Here is a 23,944-nt window from a genome sequence, read left to right on the forward strand (position 1 = left end):
ATTATTTACCAGCCTTTCCGACCTTGCGGCGGATGATCTCGCCAGCGTAGCGAATGCCCTTGCCCTTGTAAGGCTCGGTCTTACGCAGCTTGCGGATATTGGCGGCAACTTCACCGACGTGCTGCTTATCAATACCAGCGATGGTGATTTTGTTGTTGCCTTCGACGGTAAAGGTAATGCCATCAACGGCGTTTACCTTGACAGGGTGCGAGTAACCCAGAGCAAGCTCCAGGTCTGAGCCCTTGGCAACCACACGGTAACCGGTACCGTGGATTTCAAGCTTCTTTTCGTATCCCTCGGTCACACCGATGATCATGTTGTTGATCAAGGTGCGGTTCAAGCCGTGCAACGAGCGCGATTCGCGGTTGTCGTTCGGGCGGGACACGGTAACGGTGTTCTCATCCTTGGCAACGGTGATAGGTGCCTGAACGGTGTGCGTAAGCTCACCCTTCGGGCCCTTAGCGGTGACCTTCTGGCCATCCACAGTCATCTCAACGTTTGCTGGGACGGTAATCGGAAGACGTCCAATACGTGACATTGTCTGTTGCTCCCTTTCCGTTACCAGACGTAGGCGAGGACTTCCCCACCTACGCCCTTCTTTGCAGCCTGACGGTCAGTAAGCAGACCGGAGGAGGTGGACAGGATTGCGATACCAAGACCACCGAGCACGTGAGGCAAGTTGGTGGACTTTGCGTATACACGCAAGCCTGGCTTGGAGATACGGCGTACGCCAGCGATTGAACGCTCACGCGATGGGCCGAACTTCAGGTTGATGGTCAGCGTCTTGCCGACTTCTGCTGCAACTTCCTCGAACGAGGCAATGTAGCCCTGTTCCTTGAGGATGTTAGCAATGCGTACTTTGAGCTTGCTCGATGGCATCGACACAGTGTCGTGGTATGCCGAGTTAGCGTTACGCAGTCGAGTCAGCATATCTGCGACTGGATCTGTCATAGACATGTGGGCTTCAGCCCTTCCTCGTTACGGTTTCCTTAGCGGACCTGTAACGTAGTGAGATTAGTTGGAGGTCTTGAACGGGAAGCCCAGAGCCTTGAGCAAGGCACGGCCTTCATCGTCAGATTTGGCGGTGGTCACCACAGTGATGTCCATACCGCGCACGCGATCGATCTTGTCCTGATCGATTTCATGGAACATCGACTGTTCGGTCAGACCGAAAGTGTAGTTGCCATTGCCATCGAACTGACGGTCGCTCAGACCGCGGAAGTCGCGGATACGAGGCAGTGCCAGGGTGATCAAACGATCAACGAATTCCCACATGCGATCATTACGCAAGGTGGTGTGAGTACCAATTGGCATGCCTTCGCGCAGCTTGAACTGTGCGATCGACTTGCGAGCCTTGGTAACCACTGGCTTCTGACCGGTAATTGCGGTCAGATCGCGAACGGCGCCTTCGATAAGCTTCGAATCCTTAGCGGCCTCGCCGACACCCATGTTCACAACAACCTTGGTCAGGGTTGGAACCTGCATTGGGTTGCCGTAGCTGAACTGCTCCTGCAATGCAGGGCGGATGTCTGCGGCGTACTTAGCCTTCAGACGTGGCTGGATCTTGGTGGCTGTCTCAGTCATTACAGATCCTTTCCGGAAGCCTTGGCGTAACGGACGCGCACAGTCTTGGACACACCGTTCTTTTCGACAGTTTCCTCACGGAAACCAACGCGGGTTGGCTTCTTGGTTTCTGGGTCAACCACTGCCACGTTAGAAACGTGAACTGGTGCCTCAACAACCTCGATGCCACCGGAGGTGGTTCCGTTTTCGGACTGGCCGGCCTTGGTGTGCTTGGTGACGCGGTTAACGCCTTCAACAAGTACGCGCGAAGTGGCGGTGATGACAGTCAGGACCTTGCCCTGCTTGCCACGTTCCTTGCCCGAGATGATCTGAACCAGATCACCCTTCTTAATCTTTGCACCCATGCTTACAGCACCTCCGGAGCCAGGGAAACGATCTTCATGAACTTCTTGTCACGAAGCTCGCGGCCCACTGGGCCGAAGATACGAGTTCCACGAGGATCTGCGGCGTCACCCTTGAGGATCACTGCAGCGTTCTCGTCGAACTTGATGTAGGAACCGTCTGCACGACGGATTTCCTTCTTGGTGCGAACGATGACAGCCTTGACGACGTCACCCTTCTTTACGTTGCCGCCTGGGATTGCATCCTTGACGGTGGCGACAATAGTGTCACCAATGCTTGCGTAGCGACGCTTGGAGCCACCGAGCACGTTGATGGTAAGGATTTCCTTAGCACCAGTGTTATCGGCAACCTTAAGTCGCGACTCTTTCTGAATCACTGCTTACTCCTGTCGTCTCGCTGGTTCTCATAAATGAGCCTTGCGGAACGGATATGGTCTCCACGATACGTATCGCTTACCCCCACCGACGCGGGCGCACCGAATGCTGATCCCAATTGTTGGCAGGGCCGAGGCGTAAAATACCGAGGCTGTACTGCGCGGCAAGACGGTGTCAGGCCGCACTGCACTACACCGAAGGTGGATAGTCCCCGAATGAAGCGCGCACAGGTTTTCAAGTCTAGCCTAGATTGGCATCATTTAGAAATGGTGTGGTAGGGCGTAACTGAGCGTTGTTGGTCACACCATCCCGGGATCTACCGCGTCATTTCGGGGATTAAAACCGCGCGGTCGCATGCACCGCGAGATGATCCGAACCGGTGACCGGCGTGGTTCGCGTTTGAGCGAACCTCACGCCCCGTCCGAGGATGTGATCTATCTCTAAGACCGGGAACGGGAGCATTGTCTGGGGCCACGTTGATTGAGGAAGCAAGCCACTTGCCTCGGTGAAGCCCGCAACTGCATCTCGGTACAGTCGGTGTCCAGTAGTTGAGTTGAAATCACCGGCAAGAATCATTGGGGATTGCGGATGCTCGTGAACCCACGTATCCATTGCCGACAAGCCTTTGCGCCATTGCTTTGCATCGTTCAGTGGCGGGTAGACGTGCACCCCGGCAACCAGTACACGTTGCTGGGCCACCTCGATCTCAACGGTTGGCATGGCAAACCATCCGGTGTCTTGCTCACTGAGCCCCGAATCAATCTCGGTCATCGGGTTCTTGGAGAAGATCACGGTGTCACGCACTCCCCCGGCTGGCGCCGGCGCCGTCCTGAAGTCCAGGCCATCTAACGCACCAAGAGAAGTTAAGTCCTGATGTAGTCTCTCGTTGGTTTCCACCAAGATCAAAAGGTCAGGTTGTTCCTCTTTGATCAGCGCGGCCAGTTCATTGCTGCTTGCTTCGGCGCGGTAAGCGTTGAAGCTCAGCACGCGTAACTCACCCGTCGTTTCGCTTTGCCCAGTTGGCGCGAAGTGCACCTGCGGAATAAGGCCAATGATCAAGAGAACCCCAATTGCTATCGCGGTCCTGCGTTTCCTCTTCAACAGAGTGAAAATCATAGCCCCGAGCGGGACGAGTAACAACCAACTGGCAAAGGCTTGAACCTTAGGAACGATTCCTCCGGCCAACCAAGGCACATACGGCAGGGCGGCGATGAGCGCTGAGATGACGATCAGCAGAATCAAGAAAGTGTGCTTCTGTTGTTGCTGACCGTCTATTCTCATATGTCGACTTTATCGGTTCAACATCGGCTAACGCTGTTGTTCTGCAGCCCACCGCGCAACGCGTTGCCTGCTCTCATCCTCGGAAAGGTCTATCACTCTGCTCAAAAGTGACCAGCGCACCCCGAAAGGATCAATAATTGACGCGAATCGGTCCCCGGAAACGAAGGTGGCTGCTGGCTCTCGTACAGTGGCACCGGCTGCTTGCGCCCGAGCTACGAGTTCATCAACGTTCGAGCAATACAGCGCCATGGAGTAACAGGCGCTCGGCGGCTCGGGTGGCGCCACCAGACCGCAATCGGGGCTCGGCTCCCCCAGCTGAAGTTTTCCATTGCCAAAATCTAGATCCGCGTGCACCATCACGCCGCCAATCTCGGTACAGTCCACAAACTGAGCACCGAAAACGTCTCGATAAAACTCGACTGCATTCGCCGCGTTCTTGATAGCCAAGAAAGGTGTCAAAGATGTCGAACCGCGAGGGATCCCGTCGGCCGTGTATGTACCGGTGACCCCGATGGTATTTTCTTCTTGATTTTCCATATCTTCACTCTACGAAGCTGTGGCACCCTTGGACTTGTAGATTCACGCCAACTTTGAAAGGTCGTCATCGGTGGACAGCACGGACGATCGTCGAGGCGTTTTGTATCCTGCTAAATTGCCAGAGTTCCAACGCATCCTCGCTCCCCAGCATTTGCGCGACCGGGTCGGTTGGTTTTGGATGGCCCGCTGGAATATTGCCCCGGGCCGGACCTCACGCCAAGAGTTACTTGCCTTCCCCTGCATAAACCTCGTCATCCAACCGACGGGGGTCACTCTTGCCGGAGTTTCCACCGGGGCATCTCATCGAGATTTAACCGGTAGCGGATGGGTGCTGGCCGCGTTGCTGTTACCTTCCTCCGCCCGGAGCTTCGGTTTTGAACCACGCTCTGTCTTAGGCCGTGAAGTAACGCTTGCAGCGGAAGGGTTATTAGAACCGGTACGCCAATTGATGGACGCGCCCGCTCCGCAGGAACAACTAAACTCAGCTGTTGACTTGCTCGCTGGATGGATTGAGCAAAAGGTGACGTGCACAGACCAACATGGGTTGATCGCCAATAAAATGTTGTCCTTGGTCGCAGAGAGACGGGAGATCGTCAACGTGATTCAGCTGGCCGACGCACTTGGTTTGTCGGTACGCAGCCTGCAGCGGCTCTGCGCTGAGTATGTCGGGCTTAGCCCGCTGACCGTTATCCGCAGATACCGGTTGCAAGAGGCAGCCCAGCGACTGCGTGAAAACCCAGAAATATCCATCACGCAGATCGCGGCAGAGCTCGAATATGCGGATCATGCGCACCTGACTAAAGATTTTCGGCAAGTACTCGGATTCACTCCCAGCGCCTATCGAGCGGGATCTTTGGACTAGAAACCGATGACATCACCGGACCAATAGAAATATGCCGCGACCGCGCTGATTTCGATCAAGGCTGAAACGAGGCTCGCCGTGGCAACTGGTGGATTTGGTGAAGCCAAATTGATGGCGACGGTTCCATAAGCCTGCGATATATCGACACCGTCAACTTGCAGAAGATTCCGCGAAATCACCTTGCTCAAATCAACCCCGGCAGCGTTCAGAGCTACTTGTGCTCGTCGCAGCGCGCTGACTTTGGCCTGCCATTGCTTCCTTGGAAGCTATCGGGAAGCTCAAGCGAACGCCTACGGTGAAGGTCCGGAAGATTTGGGCCGCTGCTTCCATCATGGAAGCCCTAGATAACTTTGCCTTGCGGGCCGGGCGGCGGGTACGTGGAAGATTTACGCCAGGGAACGTTCAGTGCCAGGACAACTCGTATTTTGCTTTCCCCTGCCGAAAAATTCACACTTCCGGACATAGAAAAACGCCCCGAACTCTTCTTGCGAAGTGTTCGGGGCGTTTTCAGATAATCACGTAATCCGTGAAATCACTAAGAAAGCTTACTTAGCCTTCTCAACGATCTCAACGAGACGCCAGTTCTTGTCTGCTGACAATGGGCGAGTCTCTGCGATTACAACCAAGTCGCCAATGCCGGCTTCGTTGTTCTCGTCGTGAGCCTTCACGTTCTTGTTGCGACGCATGACCTTGCCGTAAAGGGCGTGCTTAACACGGTCCTCAACGTCAACGACGATGGTCTTCTGCATTTTGTCGGAAACCACGTAACCACGGAGGGTCTTGCGGTCGTTGCGCTCTACAGCTGCATCCACGACGTTATCCTTCTCGCTCATTACTTGGTTTCCTTGCCCTTCTTGGTCTCTTCAACCGGGACAACGACTTCCTGACGAAGACCCAGTTCACGCTCACGCATTACAGTGTAAATGCGTGCGATATCGCGCTTAATGGACTTCAAGTTGCCGTGAGTCTCTAGCTGGCCGGTAGCCGACTGGAAACGCAGGTTGAACAGTTCTGCCTTGGCCTTCTTCAATTCCTCGTTCAAACGAGCATTATCGAAGCCGTCCAGGGACTCGACGCTTAGATCCTTAGAACCAATAGCCATCCCTATTCACCACCCTCACGACGCACGATACGTGCCTTCAATGGCAGCTTGTGGATTGCTAGGCGCAATGCCTCTTTAGCTACCTCTTCGGAGACGCCATCAAGTTCAAACAAGATGCGTCCTGGCTTTACGTTGGCAACCCACCACTCCGGTGAACCCTTACCGGAACCCATGCGGGTTTCGGCTGGCTTCTTGGTTAGTGGACGGTCTGGGTAAATATTGATCCAGACCTTACCGCCACGCTTGATGTGACGGGTCATCGCGATACGAGCTGCCTCGATCTGACGGTTGGTCACGTAAGCAGGAGTAAGAGCCTGAATGCCGTATTCACCGAATGAAACAGTGGTTCCGCCCTTGGCAGCGCCGGAGCGCTTTGGGTGGTGCTGCTTACGGAACTTTACTCGACGTGGGATAAGCATTTAAGCCTGTCCTCCTTCCGCAGCCGGAGCTGCAGCGCCCTTGCTACGTTCTGGACGTCGACGACGCTCGCCACCACGTGGACGATCGTTGCCAGCGCCACCACGGCCACCGCGTGCCGGAGCGGCAGCGGCCTGCTGTGCAGCAAGTTCCTTGGCGGTTACGTCACCCTTGTAGATCCAAACCTTTACGCCGATACGGCCGAAGGTGGTCTTGGCTTCGAACTTACCAAAGTCGATGTTCGCACGCAGGGTGTGCAGTGGCACACGACCTTCGCGGTAGAACTCCTTGCGGGACATTTCTGCACCGCCAAGTCGACCCGAGCACTGAACGCGGATGCCCTTGGCACCAGCGCGCATTGCCGACTGCATTGCCTTCTTCATCGCGCGGCGGAAAGCCACACGTGAAGCAAGCTGCTCGGCGATGCCCTGGGCGACCAACTGGGCCTCCATGTCAGGGTTCTTGACCTCGAGGATGTTCAGCTGAACCTGCTTAGCTGTCATCTTCTCCAGTGCGCCACGGATGCGATCTGCTTCGGCGCCGCGGCGACCGATAACGATGCCCGGACGTGCGGTGTGGATATCCACACGAACACGGTCACGAGTACGCTCGATCTCTACGCGGGCAATGCCTGCACGATCCATTCCGGTAGACAGCAATGCGCGGATTTTTACGTCTTCTTTTACGTAATCTGCGTAGCGCTGTCCTGGCTTGCTGCTATCGGCGAACCAGTGCGAAACGTGGTCAGTGGTGATGCCGAGACGGAAACCGTTCGGGTTTACCTTCTGTCCCATTTAGTTCTCCCCACCCTTCTCCGGGGTTGAAACAACCACGGTGACGTGGCTGGTGCGCTTCTTGATCTGGAATGCGCGACCCTGAGCTCGCGGCTGGAACCGCTTCATGGTCGGTCCCTCGTCAACAAACGCTTCGCTGATGATCAGCTCGTCCTCATTGAATGCTTCACCTGCGCGGTCCGCGGCGGCACGGGCGTTAGCCACTGCCGATGCGACAACCTTGTACACTGGCTCCGAAGCTGCCTGTGGGGCAAACTTCAAGATAGCCAGCGCTTCGTTCGTCTGTAGACCACGAACAAGGTTGACGACGCGCCGGGCCTTCATAGGCGTCACGCGGATATGGCGCGCAATTGCCTTGGCTTCCATTGCTTTCCTTCTCTCGTCTTTCGAAGAAGTGCTAAGCATCTCTAGATCCCTTGCGGGACCTAGCGACGCTTGCCCTTCTTGTCGTCCTTCACGTGGCCACGGAACGTGCGGGTCAATGCAAACTCTCCGAGCTTGTGACCGACCATTGATTCGGTAACAAACACAGGAATGTGCTTACGACCGTCGTGCACGGCGATGGTGTGTCCCAGCATGTCCGGGATGATCATCGAACGGCGGGACCACGTCTTGATGACGTTCTTGGTGCCCTTTTCGTTCTCAGCTTCGACCTTGAGGAAGAGGTGCTGATCGACGAAGGGGCCTCTCTTCAGGCTGCGTGGCATGTTTCCAGGCTCCTATCGCTTGTTCTTGCCGGTCTTGCGACGACGCACAATGAGCTTGTCGCTTTCCTTATTTGGACGACGAGTACGACCCTCGCGCTTACCGTTCGGGTTGACTGGGTGACGTCCACCGGACGTCTTACCCTCGCCACCACCGTGCGGGTGATCAATTGGGTTCATGGCAACGCCACGCACGGTTGGGCGAACGCCCTTCCAGCGCATACGGCCAGCCTTACCCCAGTTGATGTTGATCTGCTCAGCGTTACCAACTTCGCCGATGGTTGCGCGGCAGCGCACATCAACGTTGCGGATTTCGCCGGATGGCAGACGCAACTGCGCGAAGCGGCCTTCACGAGCTACAAGCTGGATCGATGAGCCAGCGGAGCGAGCCATTTTGGCGCCACCGCCTGGGCGCAACTCGACAGCGTGGATAACTGAACCAACAGGGATGTTACGAAGCGGCAGGTTGTTACCTGGCTTGATATCCGCTGCTGGGCCGGCCTCGACCTTGTCGCCCTGCTTGAGGTTGTTCGGTGCCACGATGTAGCGCTTGGTTCCATCAATGTAGTGGAGCAAAGCGATACGTGCGGTGCGGTTCGGATCGTACTCGATGTGAGCAACGGTTGCCGGAACGCCATCTTTGTCATGACGACGGAAGTCGATGACGCGGTAGGCACGCTTGTGTCCGCCACCCTTGTGTCGGGTGGTGATCTTACCGGAGTTGTTACGGCCGCCAGTCTTGGTGAGTGGACGAACCAGTGACTTTTCCGGAGTCGATCGGGTGATTTCTGCGAAGTCAGCTACCGACGAGCCACGAAGGCCCGGGGTAGTTGGCTTGTACTTACGAATTCCCATTATTTATATTCCTCGTTAAAGTGGTCTCCGCTTAGGAAAGCGGACCGCCGAAGATGTCAATCGATCCTTCTTTCAAAGTGATGATTGCACGCTTGGTATCCTTGCGTGCACCCCACCCGAATTTGGTGCGCTTGCGCTTACCGGTTCGATTCATGGTGTTTACGGACTCAACCTTGACGTTGAAGATAGCTTCAACGGCATTCTTGATTTCCGCTTTGTTTGAACGTGGGTCAACCAAGAAGGTGTACTGACCTTCATCGATTAGGCCGTAGCTCTTTTCCGAAACGACTGGTGCGATGACCACGTCGTGCGGAGCCTTTGAGAAGATGCTCATTACTTGGCTTCCTCCTTCTGGACCAGTGCTTCGAAGGCAGCCTTGGTGAAGACTACGTCATCCGAAACCAGAACATCGTAGGTGTTCAACTGGTCGACGTATAGAACGTGCACAGAATCAAGGTTGCGTACCGAAAGGGCAGCAACATCGTTTGCGCGATCAATGACGACGAGCAGGTTCTTACGTTCGGTCAACGAACGCAAGGTAGCCAGAGCTTCCTTGGTCGATGGCTTTTCGCCAGAAACCAGGTTCTCGATCACGTGAACACGATCGAAGCGTGCACGATCAGACAAAGCGCCGCGCAGTGCAGCCGCCTTCATCTTCTTCGGGGTACGCTGCGAGTAGTCGCGTGGGGTTGGACCGTGGACAATGCCACCGCCGGTCATGTGTGGAGCACGGATCGAACCCTGACGGGCGCGGCCGGTACCCTTCTGCTTGAACGGCTTACGACCGGCGCCGGAAACTTCCGAGCGGTCCTTGGTCTTGTGGGTACCCTGACGGGCAGCAGCCAACTGTGCAACAACAACCTGGTGCAACAGTGGGACGTTGGTCTGTACGGCGAAGATGCTCTCTGGCAGTTCGACGTTAAGTGCCTTAGTCATTTACTTATGCTCCCTTCACGGCGGTGCGTACGAGAACGACGCGACCGCGAGCGCCTGGAACGGCACCCTTGATCAGCAGGAGGTTCTTCTCAGCGTCGATGGCGTGAATGGTCAGGTTCTGAGTGGTTACGCGCTCAGCACCCATACGACCAGCCATCTTCTGTCCACGGAAGACGCGACCTGGGGTCGATGCGCCGCCGATGGAACCTGGCTTACGGTGGTTCTTGTGAGCACCGTGGGATGCAGGAGCACCGTGGAATCCGTGGCGCTTCATAACGCCAGCGAAACCCTTACCCTTCGAGGTGCCAACAACATCGACCTTCTGGCCAGCGTTGAACAGCTCTACGGATAGTTCCTGTCCTGCGGTGTACTCTGCGACGTCTTCGGTACGCAGTTCCACCAGGTGACGACGTGGGGTCACGCCGGCAGCTTCAAAGTGACCAGCCAGTGGCTTGGTGACCTTGCGTGGGTCGATCTGGCCGTAGCCGATCTGAACTGCGGTGTAGCCGTCACGTTCTGCATTAACTAGCTTGGTGACAACGTTGCTGTCAGCCTGCACGACGGTGACTGGGATCAGAATGTTGTTTTCATCCCAAACCTGGGTCATGCCGAGCTTCGTGCCCAACAGGCCCTTTACATTGCGGGTTGCGGTCATAGTTTTCTCGCCACCTCCCCTTAAAGCTTGATTTCGATGTTGACATCCGCTGGCAGATCGAGACGCATCAGCGAATCTACGGCCTTCGGGGTCGGATCAACAATGTCGATCAGACGCTTGTGCGTGCGCATTTCGAAGTGCTCACGGCTGTCTTTGTACTTGTGTGGCGAACGGATAACGCAGTACACGTTCTTTTCCGTTGGCAGCGGCACTGGGCCGACTACGGTTGCGCCTGCGCGCGTGACCGTCTCAACGATCTTCCGGGCCGAAACGTCAATGACCTCGTGGTCATACGACTTCAGCCGGATGCGGATTTTCTGTCCCGCCATGGCGTCATGCCTCTTCCTGTTAGCACTATCAAAAATTACTGTGCCTATATACGGGTTCTTGCGAACCGGCACGCCTTACGCTGCGACTGAATCCGGATGAGATCCGGGTTCCTCACCCGCAGGTGGCTCCGACCCCCGCGGTCGGGCGTGTCGTGAAATTTTCAGTCACGACAATTCCGACATAGTTTTCACCTTGTGCGAAGATCTTTTTGTTTGTCACCGTTGTATCGATCCCGAACCCCAGGCATTATCCTGCGTGAGAGTCGATCCCTGTCGAACAAACCAATTCCGATTACCCCTCGCGGGGATCGGGTTGCAATCAAGCAACTTATCTAGTCTGACAGGTCGACCGCCCTCGCGCAAATCTTTTGGACTGATTTGGCGCCGTGATCTTGACCTCACGAGTTCAAATTGTCCTGAGCTGGCCGTGAATTTTCATCCTGACCGAACTCAGCGTGGGTTTCGCCTCGCTGCTCATCGGTGCGTGGTTTGCGTTCCACCCGGACCAGCTTCAGCACCGCGGCCACGATCAAGCCAATCCCGGCAAGTACCAGCCAGAGGAAGGCCAGATAACGCAAGAACCACAATACGGCCGCGGTAATGGCAATCGCACCCCACCAGATGTAGCGTTTCCGTCCAAGCTTGAGCCCCAGGACAATCAAGGCGGCAAAGAAGAACAGGCTAAAGACCTGCGCTACTCCATTACCGTCTATCAGGGTACTGATCTGGGTCAGCGAGGCTAAGACCGCGCTCATGATCACATACCGATGGGCAACAGGACCTCGTTTGCCCACGAAGTGCCGCGCAGACAGAATAATCGTAATCATCGTGAAGTAGAGGAAGTAGATACTGGCTACAGGCATCTGGCGTATCTGAACGTAACTGCTGAAGGCCAAGAATGCGCCGAGCACTATCAGCGCGTCAGTCCCCCACAGCTGCCAGCGTGTGGGCAATTCGAAGTACCTGGTCAAGGCGCCGGCGGCAAAGATCAGTACAGCGCCGGCGATAATCCACGCGGTGCGCGGATCGTTATAGTGCACCAGTAAGCCAGCGACCCCCGTGCTGAGAATCGTTGCAGCAAAATAAATACGAGCGGCTTGTCCAGCAGCGGCTTGGGAAGAGCGCACGTCCCGTGGGTAGCGCGGCGCAGGGTCCGCGAACCTGCCATGCAGTAGCGAAGTGACCAGTAACAGAATCGTGGTGAGCAGTAGTTGCCAAGTTAGATCCATCCACGACTGCAGGCTAAAGGTAGTGCCTTCACGCCAGTAGGCAATACCTTGGCCAATGGCAGCGAACAGTGCCACACTGGATCCGGCCGCCAACCAAGCAATCTTTTTGGTATGCACCAAAAGCGCTAGTTGTACCGAGGTAACCAGCAGGACCAACGCGGTCCAGCCCGCACCGGTGGTGGCCAAGGTGATGGCGAACAGCGCAAAGAGTGTTCCAAAAACTGGGGCAAAGCGCAGCGTTTGTGAATTCCGCAAGGGCCATTGCGTGGCAAGTGCCAGTAGCGCCACGGCGAGCAGCAGGATTTGTGTCACCTGCACAGACCACCAAGGCCCGTGAATCCACCCAGTCGCCTCGAAACTCTGAACACCTTGAATATAGACCAGCCCGCACAGCCCAATTACCGTAGCGAATAACAAGAACTCTGCATGCGTCGTTTGTTTCCTCAGTGCGTAGAAGCCCTTCACCGAGTGAATAATCCACAGACTGATCCCTAACAGCATGGTGCCGCGGTCATATAGCGCGAAGCCGAAGTCACCCACGAGCAAGACCAACGGCAGCAGGGCGACAAGGCCCACGGTAATCCAACGCATTTCCCGACTCAGTGCACGCTTTGCGCGCATCACTAGGAACAAGCGGACCAGTTGCGGAAGCATCACCGAAACTATCATCAGTGCGAAGCGTCCGGAGAAGTCGACGTCTAGGTAGTTCGCGAACCACCAAATACTCAGGCTGAAGGTCAGTTGCGCGGCAGCGGCGTAAACCGTTTTCCATTGTGGCGCCTGGACCCTGCGGGCATTGAGTAGATAGAAGCTTAGATTTGTCAGTCCGACAACCGCCACGATGAGCACTAAACTTTGGAAACTAAAGATCAACAGTGCGGCACTGGCTACCAACACCATGATGCGCAGTATTTGCGCATCTCGTTGCTGTCCATGGTTATCCAGACGCCAGCCTGCCAGTATCACATTGACTAGCGCGAGGATGATCCCCAAGGCGAGCCAAGTTCCTACACTCAGCGTCAGGAAGCTCGCTTCCCCAATTGAAGTCACCGTGTTGTGCAGCGACAGGACATAGCTCAGCGTAAGCACCGTGAGCATTACCGAAGCACCAAAATGAATGAGGTGTTCTCGTGTGGGCGGAAGCTGACGTTTGCTACGAAGGGTCGAGATCAACCACAGCGCAAAGAGCGGCAGCCATAAACCCACCACCCATGCTAAATTCAAGGATTCGAACACCGCTGCATCTCGGCCGTAGCCTTGTGCAATGCCCGTTGGTTGCTCAAACCCGGTCAGCAGCTGTTGCAGGGCTCGGCCCACAAAACCACCGAAGACAAGTACGCCAAGCCAGCGGGTCAGATCCAAGACAAGGTGCCATTGACGCTGTGTTTCGTTGCGGAACGCAAGGGTCAGCCCAAGGATAGCTACTGCCAACGCTGGCAGTACTCGCCAAGCAAATAGGTCGCTGGCTGCTACGGCTAACACCGCCAGCAGCACGATGGCGACGGCCTCAATTTTTCCGCGATGATGCAGCGCAGACAGCGAGAATACCTGCAGCAACGGAATCAGTAGCACGGCATAGCCCCACGGCACCACTGGTCCGGTAACCTGCGCCAACGCCACCAGCAGTGAGCCGGCGACCAGCACCCACAGTGCAATGCGTTCGGTTCGCCACCAGCTGGCGGGGACCGAGAAGAGCTGGCGGTAGCCTCGGGCGAAGTATGTGACGGCTAAGGCTTGTCCGGCCCAGAGCGCAGCGCTGATGGCCCAGGTAGTTTGTGCTTCCAACGCTAAGTAATTGCCGGTAGCAAAAATCAGCAGCATGAAGGTCACTCGTGCCGCGTAGAGCCGGTACAACCGGAACTGCTTTATGAGCCGAATCGTGAGTAGCAGGTGAGCGGTCACCAGGAAGAAGACCCAGAGCAGATCGCGTGGGTTCAACGAGGTATACATGACCAGTGCTAAGCCGAGCACTAGCAACGGCAGAAGTTGCCCGGTGGCAAAAACTGCCGAATAGAACAGTGAGGAGCGAACCTTTTCGCTGCGTACGGCCAGCACGAGTAAAACCACCGAAAGCACCAGCAAGAAGAGCAGGTAGAACAAGATGCCTCGTTGCACCGTGGCTGCGCAGGCCATGGTGGTGGAGACCAAGACGAAAACTGCAATCCACGCGAGCACCCGCGAACGTAATCGAACCGTGGCAAAACCTACGGCGAGCGTGCCAATGACCGAGAAGATCAGCCAGAGGACCGGGGCAGAGAGCGACAGCGTCTGATAAGTGGCGATTCCCGATAGCGGAAGTAAGGCCAGACCGGTTCCGGCGAATGCGCTCGCGGCAGGCTTGAGGTTTTTCTTTGCCGCATGCACGTAGAGGCCACCGCCGTAAAACACTGCGGCGAGCACAAACAGGGCGATGAGTTTAGGAAGCGGTGGTAACGCGAAGCTGAGGAAGAGGGCGGCGGCGGCCACGATGAGCAGCGCCGCCACATACAAGGTGACGTTGATATTACGTAGTTCGCGTTCGCGTGCAGTGAGCACCTTGACCGGACGCGCTGGCGCTAGCGGAGCAGCAGGCTTAACCGGTGGCTGCGCATAAGCTCCTGCGTGCGTACTTTGCAGCTGGTCATTCGGTGTCCACTCGGTGAGTGGCCCAGTAGTTGGCGGTGCATTACTGACAGGCTGCTGCACCTGCCCAGTTGCCGGCGCCGCTTGTTTGGCTTCGCGTGCGGCGTAGCTGGTGGCTGCGTTATAGCCCTCTTGCCAGGCCTGCTGTTTTGCTTGGGCATCAGTGGACTGCTTCTTTTCACCGACTCGATATCCGATGAAAAAGCTCAACGCCAAGAGCAACATCACTACGATGAACCAGAACATACTTCGCCCTTAACTAGTTGAGCCCACCACGGGATATCCACTCCTCCAATTAGACCACTGTCTAGATATACTTGCGAGGTTACACGCGTGGTTAAGCAAAAAGATCTCCACTACTTCGAAAAGAAGTAGTGGAGATCTTTTATGTCAGACCAGTCGGTCTAGATCATTAGTAGCGAACTACTTGGTGATCTTGGTGACCTTGCCCGAACCAACGGTGCGGCCGCCTTCGCGGATAGCGAAGCCGAGGCCATCTTCCATGGCGATTGGCTGAATCAGCTCAACCGACATTTCGGTGTTGTCGCCAGGCATAACCATCTCGGTGCCTTCTGGCAACGTGATGACGCCGGTGACGTCGGTGGTGCGGAAGTAGAACTGCGGACGGTAGTTCGAGTAGAACGGGTTGTGACGTCCGCCTTCGTCCTTCGACAGGATGTAGACGTTAGCTTCGAAGCCGGTGTGTGGGGTGATCGAGCCTGGGGCTACGATAACCTGTCCACGCTCAACATCGTCGCGCTTCAGACCGCGAAGCAGCAGGCCACAGTTCTCGCCGGCCCATGCTTCGTCAAGCTGCTTGTGGAACATCTCGATACCGGTAACGGTGGTCTTCTGGATCGGACGGATGCCGACGATCTCGACCTCCGAGTTGATCTTCAGGGTGCCACGCTCGGCGCGACCGGTTACAACGGTACCGCGACCGGTGATGGTGAAGACGTCTTCAATTGGCATCAGGAATGGCTTGTCGCGATCACGAACTGGGTTCGGGATGTAGGTATCGACAGCATCCATCAGATCCTCGATGGACTTGGTCCATACTGGATCGCCTTCCAGAGCCTTCAGGCCCGAAACGCGAACCACTGGAGCGTCATCGCCATCGAAGCCCTGCGAGGAAAGAAGTTCGCGAACTTCCATCTCGACGAGCTCTAGGAGCTCCTCGTCCTCAACCATGTCCGACTTGTTCAGTGCGACCATCAAGGTTGGAACACCAACCTGGCGGGCCAGCAGAACGTGCTCGCGGGTCTGAGCCATTGGGCCGTCAGTAGCGGCAACCACGAGGATTGCGCCGTCCATCTGAGCAGCACCGGTGATCATGTTCTTGACATAGTCAGCGTGGCCTGGAGCGTCAACGTGTGCGTAGTGACGGCTCGGGGTCTGGTACTCAACGTGCGAGATATTGATGGTAATACCGCGCTGGCGCTCTTCTGGAGCCGAGTCAACCGACGCGAAGTCGCGCTGCTCGTTGACATCTGGGTACTTGTCAGCAAGTACCTTGGAGATGGCAGCGGTCAACGTGGTCTTACCGTGGTCAACGTGACCAATGGTGCCGATGTTGACGTGCGGCTTGGTCCGCTCGAACTTTGCCTTTGCCACAGGTTCCTCCTAGAAACGTTTACAGAAGACTTACTTTCGTTTGCGCGGTTCGCAAACGAACTGAAATTAGTCTACTGGGGGCTTGGATAAATATAAAAATTTCGGTCCTGCGCGGGCCCTGCATGTGATGCAAATCCCTCGTTGGCCGTTTGCGAGGCCGGCTTCATTGGCAATAAAGCCGGCTTCGCGATCGGCCACTCCCCCACACGGGCGGGGTCACGGCCAAGTTTGGTTCCTAGACGATTACTCGCCGCGGGCCTTCTGGATGATCTCTTCGGCAACTGCCTTCGGGACCTCAGAGTAGCTGTTGAAGGTCATCGAGTAAACTGCGCGACCCTGGGTCTTCGAGCGCAGGTCACCAATGTAACCGAACATCTCCGACAGTGGCACGGAGGCATTGATAACCTTCACACCAGCTGCGTCGGACATTTCCTGGATCGAGCCACGGCGGGAGTTTAGGTCGCCGATAACGTCGCCCATGTACTCTTCCGGGGTACGAACTTCGACGCTCATCAGTGGTTCAAGCAGGATTGGGTTAGCGCGACGTGCGCCTTCCTTGAATACCTGTGAGCCAGCGATCTTGAACGCCATTTCCGAGGAGTCAACATCGTGGTAAGCACCGTCAAGGACGGTAGCCTTCACGCCAACCATTGGGTAACCGGCGAGGATACCGTACTGCATGGCGTCCTGGATACCGGCATCGATGGATGGGATGTATTCACGAGGAATACGACCACCGGTGACAGCGTTCTTGAACTCGTAGTTCACGCCGTCGACAACCTCAAGAGGCTCGAATGCAACCTGGACCTTTGCGAACTGGCCCGAACCACCGGTCTGCTTCTTGTGGGTAAAGTCAACCTTATCCACGGCAGTCTTGATGGTTTCGCGGTATGCAACCTGTGGCTTACCAACGTTGGCTTCCACGCGGAATTCGCGCTTCATGCGATCCACCAGGATATCCAGGTGAAGCTCGCCCATGCCGCCGATTTCGGTCTGGCCGGTGTCATCGTTCAACGAAACGGTGAAGGTTGGATCTTCTGCAGACAGCTTCTGGATAGCGGTCGACAGCTTCTCCTGGTCACCCTTGGTCTTAGGCTCGATGGCCACGAAGATCACTGGTGCTGGGAACGACATCGACTCAAGCACAATCGGGTTCGCTGGATCGCAAAGGGTATCACCGGTGGTGGTATCCTTCAGGCCGATCACGGCGTAGATGTGACCTGCGTGGATCTCGTCTACCGGCTGTTCCTTGTTAGCGTGCATCTGGAAGAGCTTGCCAACGCGTTCCTTCTTCTGCTTCGTCGAGTTGAGCAACTGTGTACCTGAAGTTGCACGGCCCGAGTAAACGCGGATGAAGTTCAGCTGACCGAAGAATGGGTGAGCGGCAATCTTGAAGGCCAGAGCCGAGAAAGGTGATTCCTCGGTAGGCTCGCGAGTGAGCTCGATTTCTTCGTTCTTTGGATCGTGACCGATGGTCACGCCGACGTCCATTGGGTTTGGCAGGAAGTCAATCACGGCGTCGAGCATAGGCTGCACGCCGCGGTTCTTGAAGGCCGAACCACAGTAAACTGGGTAGATCTCCGAGTTGATGACCATCTTGCGGATGCCGGCCTTGAGCTCAGCAATGCTGATCTCTTCGCCTTCGAGGAACTTCTCCATGAGCTCGTCAGAGCCCTCAGCGACATCCTCAACCAGCTTGGCGCGGTATTCCTCGGCCTTTTCCAGCATATCTGCAGGAATTTCGCGAGTCTCGTAAGCGGCACCCATGGTGACGTCACCCTTGGAGTCGCCTTCCCAGACGAATGCCTTCATGGTCATCAGGTCAACGACACCGACAAATTCATGCTCGGAGCCGATAGGCAGCTGCATGACCAATGGCTTAGCACCAAGGCGCTTGACGATGGTATCCACGGTGAAGTAGAAGTCTGCACCCATCTTGTCCATCTTGTTGACGAAGCAGATGCGTGGAACGTTGTACTTGTCAGCCTGACGCCATACGGTCTCAGACTGAGGCTCAACGCCTTCCTTGCCATCAAATACTGCAACGGCGCCATCAAGCACGCGAAGCGAGCGCTCCACCTCAACGGTGAAGTCAACGTGGCCAGGGGTGTCAATGATGTTGATCTGGTTGTTGTTCCAGAAGCAAGTCACGGCGGCAGACGTGATAGTAATGCCGCGTTCCTTTTCCTGTTCCATCCAGTCAGTAGTCGAGGCACCGTCGTGTGTCTCGCCGAGCTTGTGATTTACACCCGTGTAGAAAAGGATGCGCTCAGTAGTAGTGGTTTTACCAGCATCGATGTGGGCCATGATGCCGATATTTCGGACCTTATTCAGGTCAGTAAGCACGTCCTGTGCCACGTTGTCTCCCTTAAAGGTGAGGCAAGGAATGCTGGATGCCTGTTGACACCCAGCACTTCCAAGCGTTTCTTACCAGCGGTAGTGAGCGAAGGCCTTGTTGGACTCGGCCATCTTGTGAGTGTCTTCGCGACGCTTCACAGCGGCACCCAGACCGTTCGAGGCGTCCAAGATCTCGTTCATCAAACGTTCGATCATGGTCTTCTCGCGACGAGCCTTCGAGTAACCAACCAACCAGCGAAGAGCTAGTGCGGTTGCACGGCCTGGCTTGACCTCAACAGGAACCTGGTAGGTCGCGCCACCAACGCGGCGTGAACGAACCTCAAGGGCCGGGCGGATGTTATCCATGGCCTTCTTGAGAGTCGAAACAGCGTCGGCGCCGGACTTTGCAGCGGCACCTTCGAGTGCGCCGTAAACAATGCGCTCTGCAGTGGACTTCTTGCCGTCTACGAGAACCTTGTTGATCAGCTGAGTGACCAATGGGGATTCGAAGACTGGATCAGAAACTAGTGGGCGCTTTGGCGCCGGACCCTTACGAGGCATTACTTACCATCCTTCTTTGCACCGTAGCGGGAACGAGCCTGCTTGCGGTCCTTAACACCCTGAGTATCCAGAGCACCACGTACAATCTTGTAACGAACACCTGGAAGGTCCTTTACACGACCACCGCGAACGAGCACGATGGAGTGTTCCTGCAGGTTGTGTCCGACACCTGGAATGTAAGCGGTAACTTCGATGCCACCGGCAAGGCGCACACGTGCGACCTTACGCAGAGCCGAGTTAGGCTTCTTCGGGGTGGTGGTGTACACACGAGTGCACACGCCACGGCGCATTGGGTTGCCCTTGAGGGCAGGAGCCTTGGTCTTGACGACCTTAGGCGAGCGGCCCTTACGGACCAGCTGCTGAATAGTAGGCACTTTCGTGTCCTTCCATTGTCTAAGTTTGTCGGCACCACAACCGGACAGTTATCTGCCAAATCGTGGAGCTAGCTGCTTGCTTTACAGCCATGGGACTAAATGCCCCTAGGCGTGCGAAAGTGTGGCATTTGTTGCGCAACCTGCCCGCAACCCGGACTGTGTCCATTTTGCCACACCTAAAACAATTGCTTTCAGTCTAGCATTAATCCGCCATCGCTCTAGGTTCAGTAAGCTATCTCACCTATCACCCGAGCATAACTAGGTAAGCTGAACGCCGGCCATACCGCAGATGACCACAGGCTGAACCTCGGTGCATAACTTGCAATCCAAGCCTCTAGTGGAGAACTCCCCCAAGGGACTTATCTCCCCTTCGATTGTGCTTAAATGGAACACCCGCCGGTACCCAAAGGTACCGGCGGGTGCGTTGACTAACTAGTCAAAAATCCGTGTTTAGCGGAAGTCTGAACCGTGGTCGTAGTCATCCATCGAGATGGCCTGGAATTCTGGCGAAAGATTGCCTTCCAGAGCATCGTCGTACAGTCCCGAGGAGAATGCCGAGGAACCGGTGAACAAAGTTGCCTTTGCTTCGTCGGTTGGCTCAACGTTGATCTGGGTGTAGCGATCCAGGCCGGTACCGGCTGGGATCAACTTACCGATGATCACGTTCTCCTTCAGACCCAACAGTGGATCTTCCTTACCTTCCATCGCAGCCTGAGTCAGCACGCGGGTGGTTTCCTGGAAGGAAGCAGCCGAGAGCCATGAATCGGTGGCAAGCGATGCCTTGGTAATACCCATCATTTCGTCACGACCGGCAGCTGGACGCTTGCCTTCGGTGACTGCCTTCTTGTTCGCAGCGGTGAAGCGCGAACGGTCGGCCAACTCGCCTGGCAGCAATTCAGTTTCGCCGGACTCAATGACGGTGACGCGACGCAGCATCTGACGGACGATGACTTCCACGTGCTTATCGTGGATGCCTACACCCTGTGACTGGTACACGTCCTGGACCTCGCGGACCAGGAACTTCTGTGCTTCACGTGGGCCCAAGACTCGAAGAACCTGCTTCGGATCCAAGGTACCGCTGGTCAGCTGTGTACCGGCAATGATGTTTTCGCCCTCTTCAACCAACAGGCGAGCACGACGCAGAACCGGGTAGGCCTGCTTCTCGTCGCCGTTGTCTGGAGTGACTACAACACGTAGCTGCTTCTCGTCGTCCTCGATCGACACGCGACCGGTGACCTCTGACATCGGAGCCACACCCTTAGGGGTACGGGCTTCGAAGAGCTCCTGGATACGAGGCAGACCCTGAGTAATATCATCAGCCGATGCAACACCACCGGTGTGGAAGGTACGCATGGTCAGCTGAGTACCTGGCTCACCAATGGACTGTGCGGCGATGATGCCCACGGCCTCACCGATGTCAACGGTCTTGCCGCTGGCCAGCGAACGACCGTAGCACTGTGCACAGGTTCCGACGGCGGAATCACAGGTCAGCACGGAGCGAACGCGGATTTCATCGATACCTGCTGCGTACAGCTGGTCGATGAGCACGTCGCCCACGTCGGAACCGGCTTCTGCCAGAACCTTGCCGTCAGCATCCTTGACCTCGGTAGCCAGCGTACGGGTGTACGCCGAGTTCTCGACGGTCTCGTGCATCATGCGTACACCAACGGAGTTGTTGGCGATCGGCACGGTCAGACCGCGGCGGGTGCCACAGTCATCTTCACGAACGATAACATCCTGTGAAACGTCGACCAGACGACGGGTCAAGTAACCGGAGTTAGCGGTCTTCAATGCGGTATCGGCCAGACCCTTACGGGCACCGTGAGTAGCAATGAAGTACTCCAAAACCGACAGGCCTTCGCGGTACGAAGACTTAATCGGGCGAGGAATAATTTCACCCTTAGGGTTGGACACCAGGCCACGGATACCGGCAATCTGACGCAATTGCAGGTAGTTACCACGAGCCTTGGAGGTCACCATACGGTTAATGGTGTTCAGCTCTTCCATACCGTTCTTCATCGCCTCGGCAACCTCATCGGTAGCCTTGGTCCAGATGTCGATCAAGTCCTGACGACGCTCGGTATCGGCGATCAAGCCCTTATCGAACGAAGCCTGAACCTTCGCGGCACGAACCTCATAAGGAGCCAAGATGGCTGCCTTATCCATATTCGAGGTAATGTCCGAGATGGCCACGGTGACGCCCGAGCGGGTTGCCCAGTAGAAACCGGAATCCTTGAGGTTATCCAAGGTTTCTGCCACGGCGATCTTCGGGTAGCGCTCTGCCAGATCGTTGACGATCTCCGAGAGTGCATCCTTGCCGGCAACCTGTGCCACCCATGGGTAATCCGCTGGCAGGGTGTCGTTGAACAACACCTGACCCAGCGAGGTCTCCAGAAGTGCTTCGGTACCTGGCTCCCAACCTTCCGGAGCAGGCTGCTCGTCAGAAGGAACGAAGTTCGGAACACGAATCTTGACCGGTGCGTTCAGGTGCAGTTCACGCAGGTCCATTGCCATGATGGCTTCGGCAACCGAGGTGAAGGTGCGTCCTGCGCCAACTTCGTTGGCACGCTTGGTCGTCAAGTGGTGCAGACCGATGATCATATCCTGTGAAGGAAGAGCAACCGGGCGACCATCGGAAGGCTTCAAGATGTTGTGCGAGGACAACATCAAGATGCGAGCTTCGGCCTGTGCTTCTGGGCTCAGCGGCAGGTGAACTGCCATCTGGTCACCGTCGAAGTCAGCGTTGAAGGCAGCACAAACCAGTGGGTGCAGCTGCAAAGCCTTACCTTCAACCAGCTGTGGCTCGAACGCCTGGATGCCCAAACGGTGCAGGGTAGGTGCACGGTTAAGCAGTACCGGGTGCTCGGTGATGATCTCTTCGAGAACATCCCAAACCTGTGGACGGTAACGCTCCACCATGCGCTTAGCAGACTTGATGTTCTGTGCGTGGTTGAGGTCAACCAGGCGCTTCATCACGAACGGCTTGAAGAGCTCCAAGGCCATCTGCTTAGGCAGACCACACTGGTGCAGCTTCAGCTGCGGACCAACAACGATGACCGAACGGCCCGAGTAGTCAACACGCTTACCCAACAGGTTCTGACGGAAACGACCCTGCTTGCCCTTGAGCATATCGCTCAACGACTTCAGTGGGCGGTTACCCGGTCCGGTGACCGGACGGCCACGACGACCGTTGTCGAACAGGGAGTCAACAGCTTCCTGGAGCATACGCTTTTCGTTGTTCACGATGATCTCGGGAGCACCAAGATCAAGCAGACGCTTCAGGCGGTTGTTACGGTTGATCACGCGGCGGTACAGGTCGTTCAGGTCCGAGGTAGCGAAACGGCCACCGTCGAGCTGAACCATTGGACGGAGCTCTGGTGGGATCACCGGAACTGCATCCAGAACCATGCCCTCAGGCGAGTTCTCGTTGACCAAGAAGGCGTTAACAACCTTCAGGCGCTTCAGTGCACGAGCCTTCTTCTGGCCCTTGCCTTCGTCGATGATCTGCTTGAGCAGTTCAGCTTCGGCCGTAAGGTCGAAGTTCTGCAGGCGCTTCTGGATTGCTTCTGCACCCATGGAGCCTTCGAAGAACAGTCCGTACTTTTCACGCATGGTGCGGTACAGGCCTTCGTCGCCTTCGAGGTCGGCGACCTTCAGGCCCTTGAAGCGTTCCCAGACGGCACGCAGACGTTCGGCTTCAGCCTTTGAACGCTTGTCGATCTGGAGCACGGTCTTCTCTGCCAGGGTGCGAGCCTTGTTCAGCTCGGCGCCCTTGGCACCGTCGGCTTCCATGCGCTCCAGCTCGGTTTCGAGCTCAGCGGCAATAGCCTTCTTGTCTGCTTCAGCGTTATTAGCCAGGTTGCGCAGTTCCAGATCATGCTGGGCCTGCAGGTTGGGCAATTCGGCGTGGCGACGGTCCTCGTTTACCGAGGTGATCATGTATGCAGCGAAGTAAATGACCTTTTCAAGGTCCTTCGGAGCAAGATCCAACAGGTAGCCCAAGCGCGATGGAACGCCCTTGAAGTACCAGATGTGGGTCACTGGAGCTGCAAGCTCGATGTGTCCCATGCGCTCACGACGAACGTTAGCGCGGGTCACCTCGACGCCGCAACGCTCACAGATGATGCCCTTGAAGCGCACGCGCTTGTACTTACCGCAGTAGCATTCCCAGTCGCGGGAAGGGCCGAAGATCTTTTCGCAGAAAAGACCGTCCTTCTCCGGCTTCAGGGTGCGGTAGTTAATGGTTTCCGGCTTCTTGACCTCGCCGTAGCTCCAACCGCGAATTTCTTCTGCGGATGCAAGGCCAATGCGCATGAGGCCGAATGAGGAATCGTTGGACATAGGGTCCTTTTCTCTCTTCTTTGGTGTCTGAAGTCGATACGAATAAGTAAGTCTTGGTTTCTCGCTACGCTCGCTGGGCCAGCTGGCCTCCTGA

At 56.2% G+C, this 23,944-nt stretch carries 26 protein-coding genes; 1 reads left to right on the top strand and 25 read right to left on the bottom strand.

Annotated elements, in window-relative coordinates; genetic code table 11:
* Position 1 precedes the first annotated feature (1 nt).
* The 7 genes from rplF to IEX04_RS07920 form a co-directional block, all read right to left on the bottom strand.
* Positions 2 to 538 (bottom strand): 50S ribosomal protein L6, encoded by a 537-nt coding sequence (gene rplF / locus IEX04_RS07890; RefSeq protein WP_096256885.1) that lies wholly within the window; start codon positions 536 to 538, stop codon positions 2 to 4.
* A gap of 20 nt (positions 539 to 558) precedes the next feature.
* Positions 559 to 957, bottom strand: a complete 399-nt coding sequence (gene rpsH / locus IEX04_RS07895) for a 30S ribosomal protein S8 (protein WP_096256886.1) — start codon at positions 955 to 957, stop codon at positions 559 to 561.
* Positions 958 to 1,014: 57 nt separating this feature from the next.
* On the bottom strand, positions 1,015 to 1,584 hold the full coding sequence (gene rplE / locus IEX04_RS07900; RefSeq protein ID WP_096256887.1) for a 50S ribosomal protein L5: 570 nt from the start codon (positions 1,582 to 1,584) through the stop codon (positions 1,015 to 1,017).
* Positions 1,584 to 1,928: a 50S ribosomal protein L24 gene (rplX, locus tag IEX04_RS07905; protein WP_096256888.1), complete on the bottom strand. Its 345-nt coding sequence runs from the start codon at positions 1,926 to 1,928 to the stop codon at positions 1,584 to 1,586. The genes rplE and rplX overlap by 1 nt, the downstream gene beginning before the upstream one ends.
* A gap of 2 nt (positions 1,929 to 1,930) precedes the next feature.
* Positions 1,931 to 2,302, bottom strand: coding sequence for a 50S ribosomal protein L14 (gene rplN / locus IEX04_RS07910; RefSeq protein WP_096256889.1), 372 nt, complete (start codon positions 2,300 to 2,302; stop codon positions 1,931 to 1,933).
* A gap of 334 nt (positions 2,303 to 2,636) precedes the next feature.
* Entirely contained in the window at positions 2,637 to 3,581 is a 945-nt protein-coding gene (locus IEX04_RS07915; RefSeq protein WP_188684934.1) for an endonuclease/exonuclease/phosphatase family protein, read from the bottom strand.
* 27 nt (positions 3,582 to 3,608) lie between these two features.
* Positions 3,609 to 4,118 (bottom strand): VOC family protein, encoded by a 510-nt coding sequence (locus tag IEX04_RS07920; protein WP_188684936.1) that lies wholly within the window; start codon positions 4,116 to 4,118, stop codon positions 3,609 to 3,611.
* A gap of 70 nt (positions 4,119 to 4,188) precedes the next feature.
* On the opposite strand from IEX04_RS07920, the gene IEX04_RS07925 reads away from it, so the two are divergent.
* Entirely contained in the window at positions 4,189 to 4,980 is a 792-nt protein-coding gene (locus IEX04_RS07925) for an AraC family transcriptional regulator (RefSeq protein WP_096256892.1), read from the top strand.
* Here the strand turns inward: IEX04_RS07925 and IEX04_RS07930 are convergent.
* The 18 genes from IEX04_RS07930 to IEX04_RS08015 form a co-directional block, all read right to left on the bottom strand.
* Entirely contained in the window at positions 4,977 to 5,168 is a 192-nt protein-coding gene (locus tag IEX04_RS07930) for a hypothetical protein (protein WP_141392969.1), read from the bottom strand. The two genes, IEX04_RS07925 and IEX04_RS07930, sit on opposite strands and share 4 nt — an antisense overlap.
* Positions 5,169 to 5,525: 357 nt before the next feature.
* On the bottom strand, positions 5,526 to 5,813 hold the full coding sequence (gene rpsQ, locus IEX04_RS07935) for a 30S ribosomal protein S17 (RefSeq protein ID WP_096256894.1): 288 nt from the start codon (positions 5,811 to 5,813) through the stop codon (positions 5,526 to 5,528).
* A complete protein-coding gene (rpmC, locus tag IEX04_RS07940; RefSeq protein WP_096256895.1) occupies positions 5,813 to 6,082 on the bottom strand; it encodes a 50S ribosomal protein L29 in 270 nt (89 codons plus the stop codon). Before rpmC ends, rpsQ begins: the two co-directional genes overlap by 1 nt.
* Before the next feature lie 2 nt (positions 6,083 to 6,084).
* The gene (rplP, locus tag IEX04_RS07945) at positions 6,085 to 6,501 is read right to left on the bottom strand and encodes a 50S ribosomal protein L16 (RefSeq protein WP_096256896.1); all 417 of its coding nucleotides are present in this window, start codon (positions 6,499 to 6,501) and stop codon (positions 6,085 to 6,087) included.
* Positions 6,502 to 7,293 carry a 30S ribosomal protein S3 gene (gene rpsC, locus IEX04_RS07950; protein ID WP_096256897.1) on the bottom strand — a complete coding sequence of 264 codons (792 nt, stop codon included), beginning with the start codon at positions 7,291 to 7,293 and terminating at the stop codon, positions 6,502 to 6,504.
* Positions 7,294 to 7,659, bottom strand: a complete 366-nt coding sequence (gene rplV, locus IEX04_RS07955; RefSeq protein ID WP_096256898.1) for a 50S ribosomal protein L22 — start codon at positions 7,657 to 7,659, stop codon at positions 7,294 to 7,296.
* A gap of 59 nt (positions 7,660 to 7,718) precedes the next feature.
* Positions 7,719 to 8,000 carry a 30S ribosomal protein S19 gene (gene rpsS, locus IEX04_RS07960; protein ID WP_188684938.1) on the bottom strand — a complete coding sequence of 94 codons (282 nt, stop codon included), beginning with the start codon at positions 7,998 to 8,000 and terminating at the stop codon, positions 7,719 to 7,721.
* A 12-nt stretch (positions 8,001 to 8,012) separates the two neighbouring features.
* Complete coding sequence (rplB, locus tag IEX04_RS07965; RefSeq protein ID WP_096256900.1) at positions 8,013 to 8,852, bottom strand: 50S ribosomal protein L2; 840 nt, start codon at positions 8,850 to 8,852, stop codon at positions 8,013 to 8,015.
* A 31-nt stretch (positions 8,853 to 8,883) separates the two neighbouring features.
* Positions 8,884 to 9,186 (bottom strand): 50S ribosomal protein L23, encoded by a 303-nt coding sequence (gene rplW / locus IEX04_RS07970; RefSeq protein WP_096256901.1) that lies wholly within the window; start codon positions 9,184 to 9,186, stop codon positions 8,884 to 8,886.
* Complete coding sequence (rplD, locus tag IEX04_RS07975; RefSeq protein WP_188684941.1) at positions 9,186 to 9,788, bottom strand: 50S ribosomal protein L4; 603 nt, start codon at positions 9,786 to 9,788, stop codon at positions 9,186 to 9,188. Before rplD ends, rplW begins: the two co-directional genes overlap by 1 nt.
* A 4-nt stretch (positions 9,789 to 9,792) precedes the next feature.
* The gene (rplC, locus tag IEX04_RS07980) at positions 9,793 to 10,443 is read right to left on the bottom strand and encodes a 50S ribosomal protein L3 (RefSeq protein ID WP_096256903.1); all 651 of its coding nucleotides are present in this window, start codon (positions 10,441 to 10,443) and stop codon (positions 9,793 to 9,795) included.
* Positions 10,444 to 10,463: 20 nt separating this feature from the next.
* Positions 10,464 to 10,772 carry a 30S ribosomal protein S10 gene (gene rpsJ, locus IEX04_RS07985; RefSeq protein ID WP_013349689.1) on the bottom strand — a complete coding sequence of 103 codons (309 nt, stop codon included), beginning with the start codon at positions 10,770 to 10,772 and terminating at the stop codon, positions 10,464 to 10,466.
* A gap of 398 nt (positions 10,773 to 11,170) precedes the next feature.
* On the bottom strand, positions 11,171 to 14,869 hold the full coding sequence (locus IEX04_RS07990; RefSeq protein ID WP_188684943.1) for a hypothetical protein: 3,699 nt from the start codon (positions 14,867 to 14,869) through the stop codon (positions 11,171 to 11,173).
* A gap of 177 nt (positions 14,870 to 15,046) precedes the next feature.
* On the bottom strand, positions 15,047 to 16,237 hold the full coding sequence (gene tuf / locus IEX04_RS07995; RefSeq protein ID WP_188684945.1) for an elongation factor Tu: 1,191 nt from the start codon (positions 16,235 to 16,237) through the stop codon (positions 15,047 to 15,049).
* Between the two features lie 243 nt (positions 16,238 to 16,480).
* Positions 16,481 to 18,595, bottom strand: a complete 2,115-nt coding sequence (fusA, locus tag IEX04_RS08000; RefSeq protein WP_188684947.1) for an elongation factor G — start codon at positions 18,593 to 18,595, stop codon at positions 16,481 to 16,483.
* A 69-nt stretch (positions 18,596 to 18,664) separates the two neighbouring features.
* The gene (gene rpsG / locus IEX04_RS08005; protein ID WP_096256908.1) at positions 18,665 to 19,135 is read right to left on the bottom strand and encodes a 30S ribosomal protein S7; all 471 of its coding nucleotides are present in this window, start codon (positions 19,133 to 19,135) and stop codon (positions 18,665 to 18,667) included.
* On the bottom strand, positions 19,135 to 19,509 hold the full coding sequence (gene rpsL / locus IEX04_RS08010; protein ID WP_047119685.1) for a 30S ribosomal protein S12: 375 nt from the start codon (positions 19,507 to 19,509) through the stop codon (positions 19,135 to 19,137). The genes rpsG and rpsL overlap by 1 nt, the downstream gene beginning before the upstream one ends.
* 450 nt (positions 19,510 to 19,959) lie before the next feature.
* The gene (locus IEX04_RS08015) at positions 19,960 to 23,850 is read right to left on the bottom strand and encodes a DNA-directed RNA polymerase subunit beta' (protein ID WP_188684949.1); all 3,891 of its coding nucleotides are present in this window, start codon (positions 23,848 to 23,850) and stop codon (positions 19,960 to 19,962) included.
* Between the last annotated feature and the right edge of the window lie 94 nt (positions 23,851 to 23,944).

The organism is Glutamicibacter ardleyensis (assembly GCF_014644555.1).
Classification (GTDB): Bacteria; Actinomycetota; Actinomycetes; order Actinomycetales; family Micrococcaceae; genus Glutamicibacter; species Glutamicibacter bergerei.

What these genes read in the sequence shown, in the direction of transcription:
- rplF (WP_096256885.1), bottom strand. Translation starts at nt 538, where the DNA reads ATGTCACGTATTGGACGTCTTCCGATTACCGTCCCAGCAAACGTTGAG.
- rpsH (WP_096256886.1), bottom strand. Translation starts at nt 957, where the DNA reads ATGTCTATGACAGATCCAGTCGCAGATATGCTGACTCGACTGCGTAAC.
- rplE (WP_096256887.1), bottom strand. Translation starts at nt 1,584, where the DNA reads ATGACTGAGACAGCCACCAAGATCCAGCCACGTCTGAAGGCTAAGTAC.
- rplX (WP_096256888.1), bottom strand. Translation starts at nt 1,928, where the DNA reads ATGGGTGCAAAGATTAAGAAGGGTGATCTGGTTCAGATCATCTCGGGC.
- IEX04_RS07915 (WP_188684934.1), bottom strand. Translation starts at nt 3,581, where the DNA reads ATGAGAATAGACGGTCAGCAACAACAGAAGCACACTTTCTTGATTCTG.
- IEX04_RS07920 (WP_188684936.1), bottom strand. Translation starts at nt 4,118, where the DNA reads ATGGAAAATCAAGAAGAAAATACCATCGGGGTCACCGGTACATACACG.
- rpsQ (WP_096256894.1), bottom strand. Translation starts at nt 5,813, where the DNA reads ATGAGCGAGAAGGATAACGTCGTGGATGCAGCTGTAGAGCGCAACGAC.
- rpmC (WP_096256895.1), bottom strand. Translation starts at nt 6,082, where the DNA reads ATGGCTATTGGTTCTAAGGATCTAAGCGTCGAGTCCCTGGACGGCTTC.
- rplP (WP_096256896.1), bottom strand. Translation starts at nt 6,501, where the DNA reads ATGCTTATCCCACGTCGAGTAAAGTTCCGTAAGCAGCACCACCCAAAG.
- rpsC (WP_096256897.1), bottom strand. Translation starts at nt 7,293, where the DNA reads ATGGGACAGAAGGTAAACCCGAACGGTTTCCGTCTCGGCATCACCACT.
- rplV (WP_096256898.1), bottom strand. Translation starts at nt 7,659, where the DNA reads ATGGAAGCCAAGGCAATTGCGCGCCATATCCGCGTGACGCCTATGAAG.
- rpsS (WP_188684938.1), bottom strand. Translation starts at nt 8,000, where the DNA reads ATGCCACGCAGCCTGAAGAGAGGCCCCTTCGTCGATCAGCACCTCTTC.
- rplB (WP_096256900.1), bottom strand. Translation starts at nt 8,852, where the DNA reads ATGGGAATTCGTAAGTACAAGCCAACTACCCCGGGCCTTCGTGGCTCG.
- rplW (WP_096256901.1), bottom strand. Translation starts at nt 9,186, where the DNA reads ATGAGCATCTTCTCAAAGGCTCCGCACGACGTGGTCATCGCACCAGTC.
- rplD (WP_188684941.1), bottom strand. Translation starts at nt 9,788, where the DNA reads ATGACTAAGGCACTTAACGTCGAACTGCCAGAGAGCATCTTCGCCGTA.
- rplC (WP_096256903.1), bottom strand. Translation starts at nt 10,443, where the DNA reads ATGACCGCAACCCGCAATGTAAAGGGCCTGTTGGGCACGAAGCTCGGC.
- rpsJ (WP_013349689.1), bottom strand. Translation starts at nt 10,772, where the DNA reads ATGGCGGGACAGAAAATCCGCATCCGGCTGAAGTCGTATGACCACGAG.
- IEX04_RS07990 (WP_188684943.1), bottom strand. Translation starts at nt 14,869, where the DNA reads ATGTTCTGGTTCATCGTAGTGATGTTGCTCTTGGCGTTGAGCTTTTTC.
- rpsG (WP_096256908.1), bottom strand. Translation starts at nt 19,135, where the DNA reads ATGCCTCGTAAGGGTCCGGCGCCAAAGCGCCCACTAGTTTCTGATCCA.
- IEX04_RS08015 (WP_188684949.1), bottom strand. Translation starts at nt 23,850, where the DNA reads ATGTCCAACGATTCCTCATTCGGCCTCATGCGCATTGGCCTTGCATCC.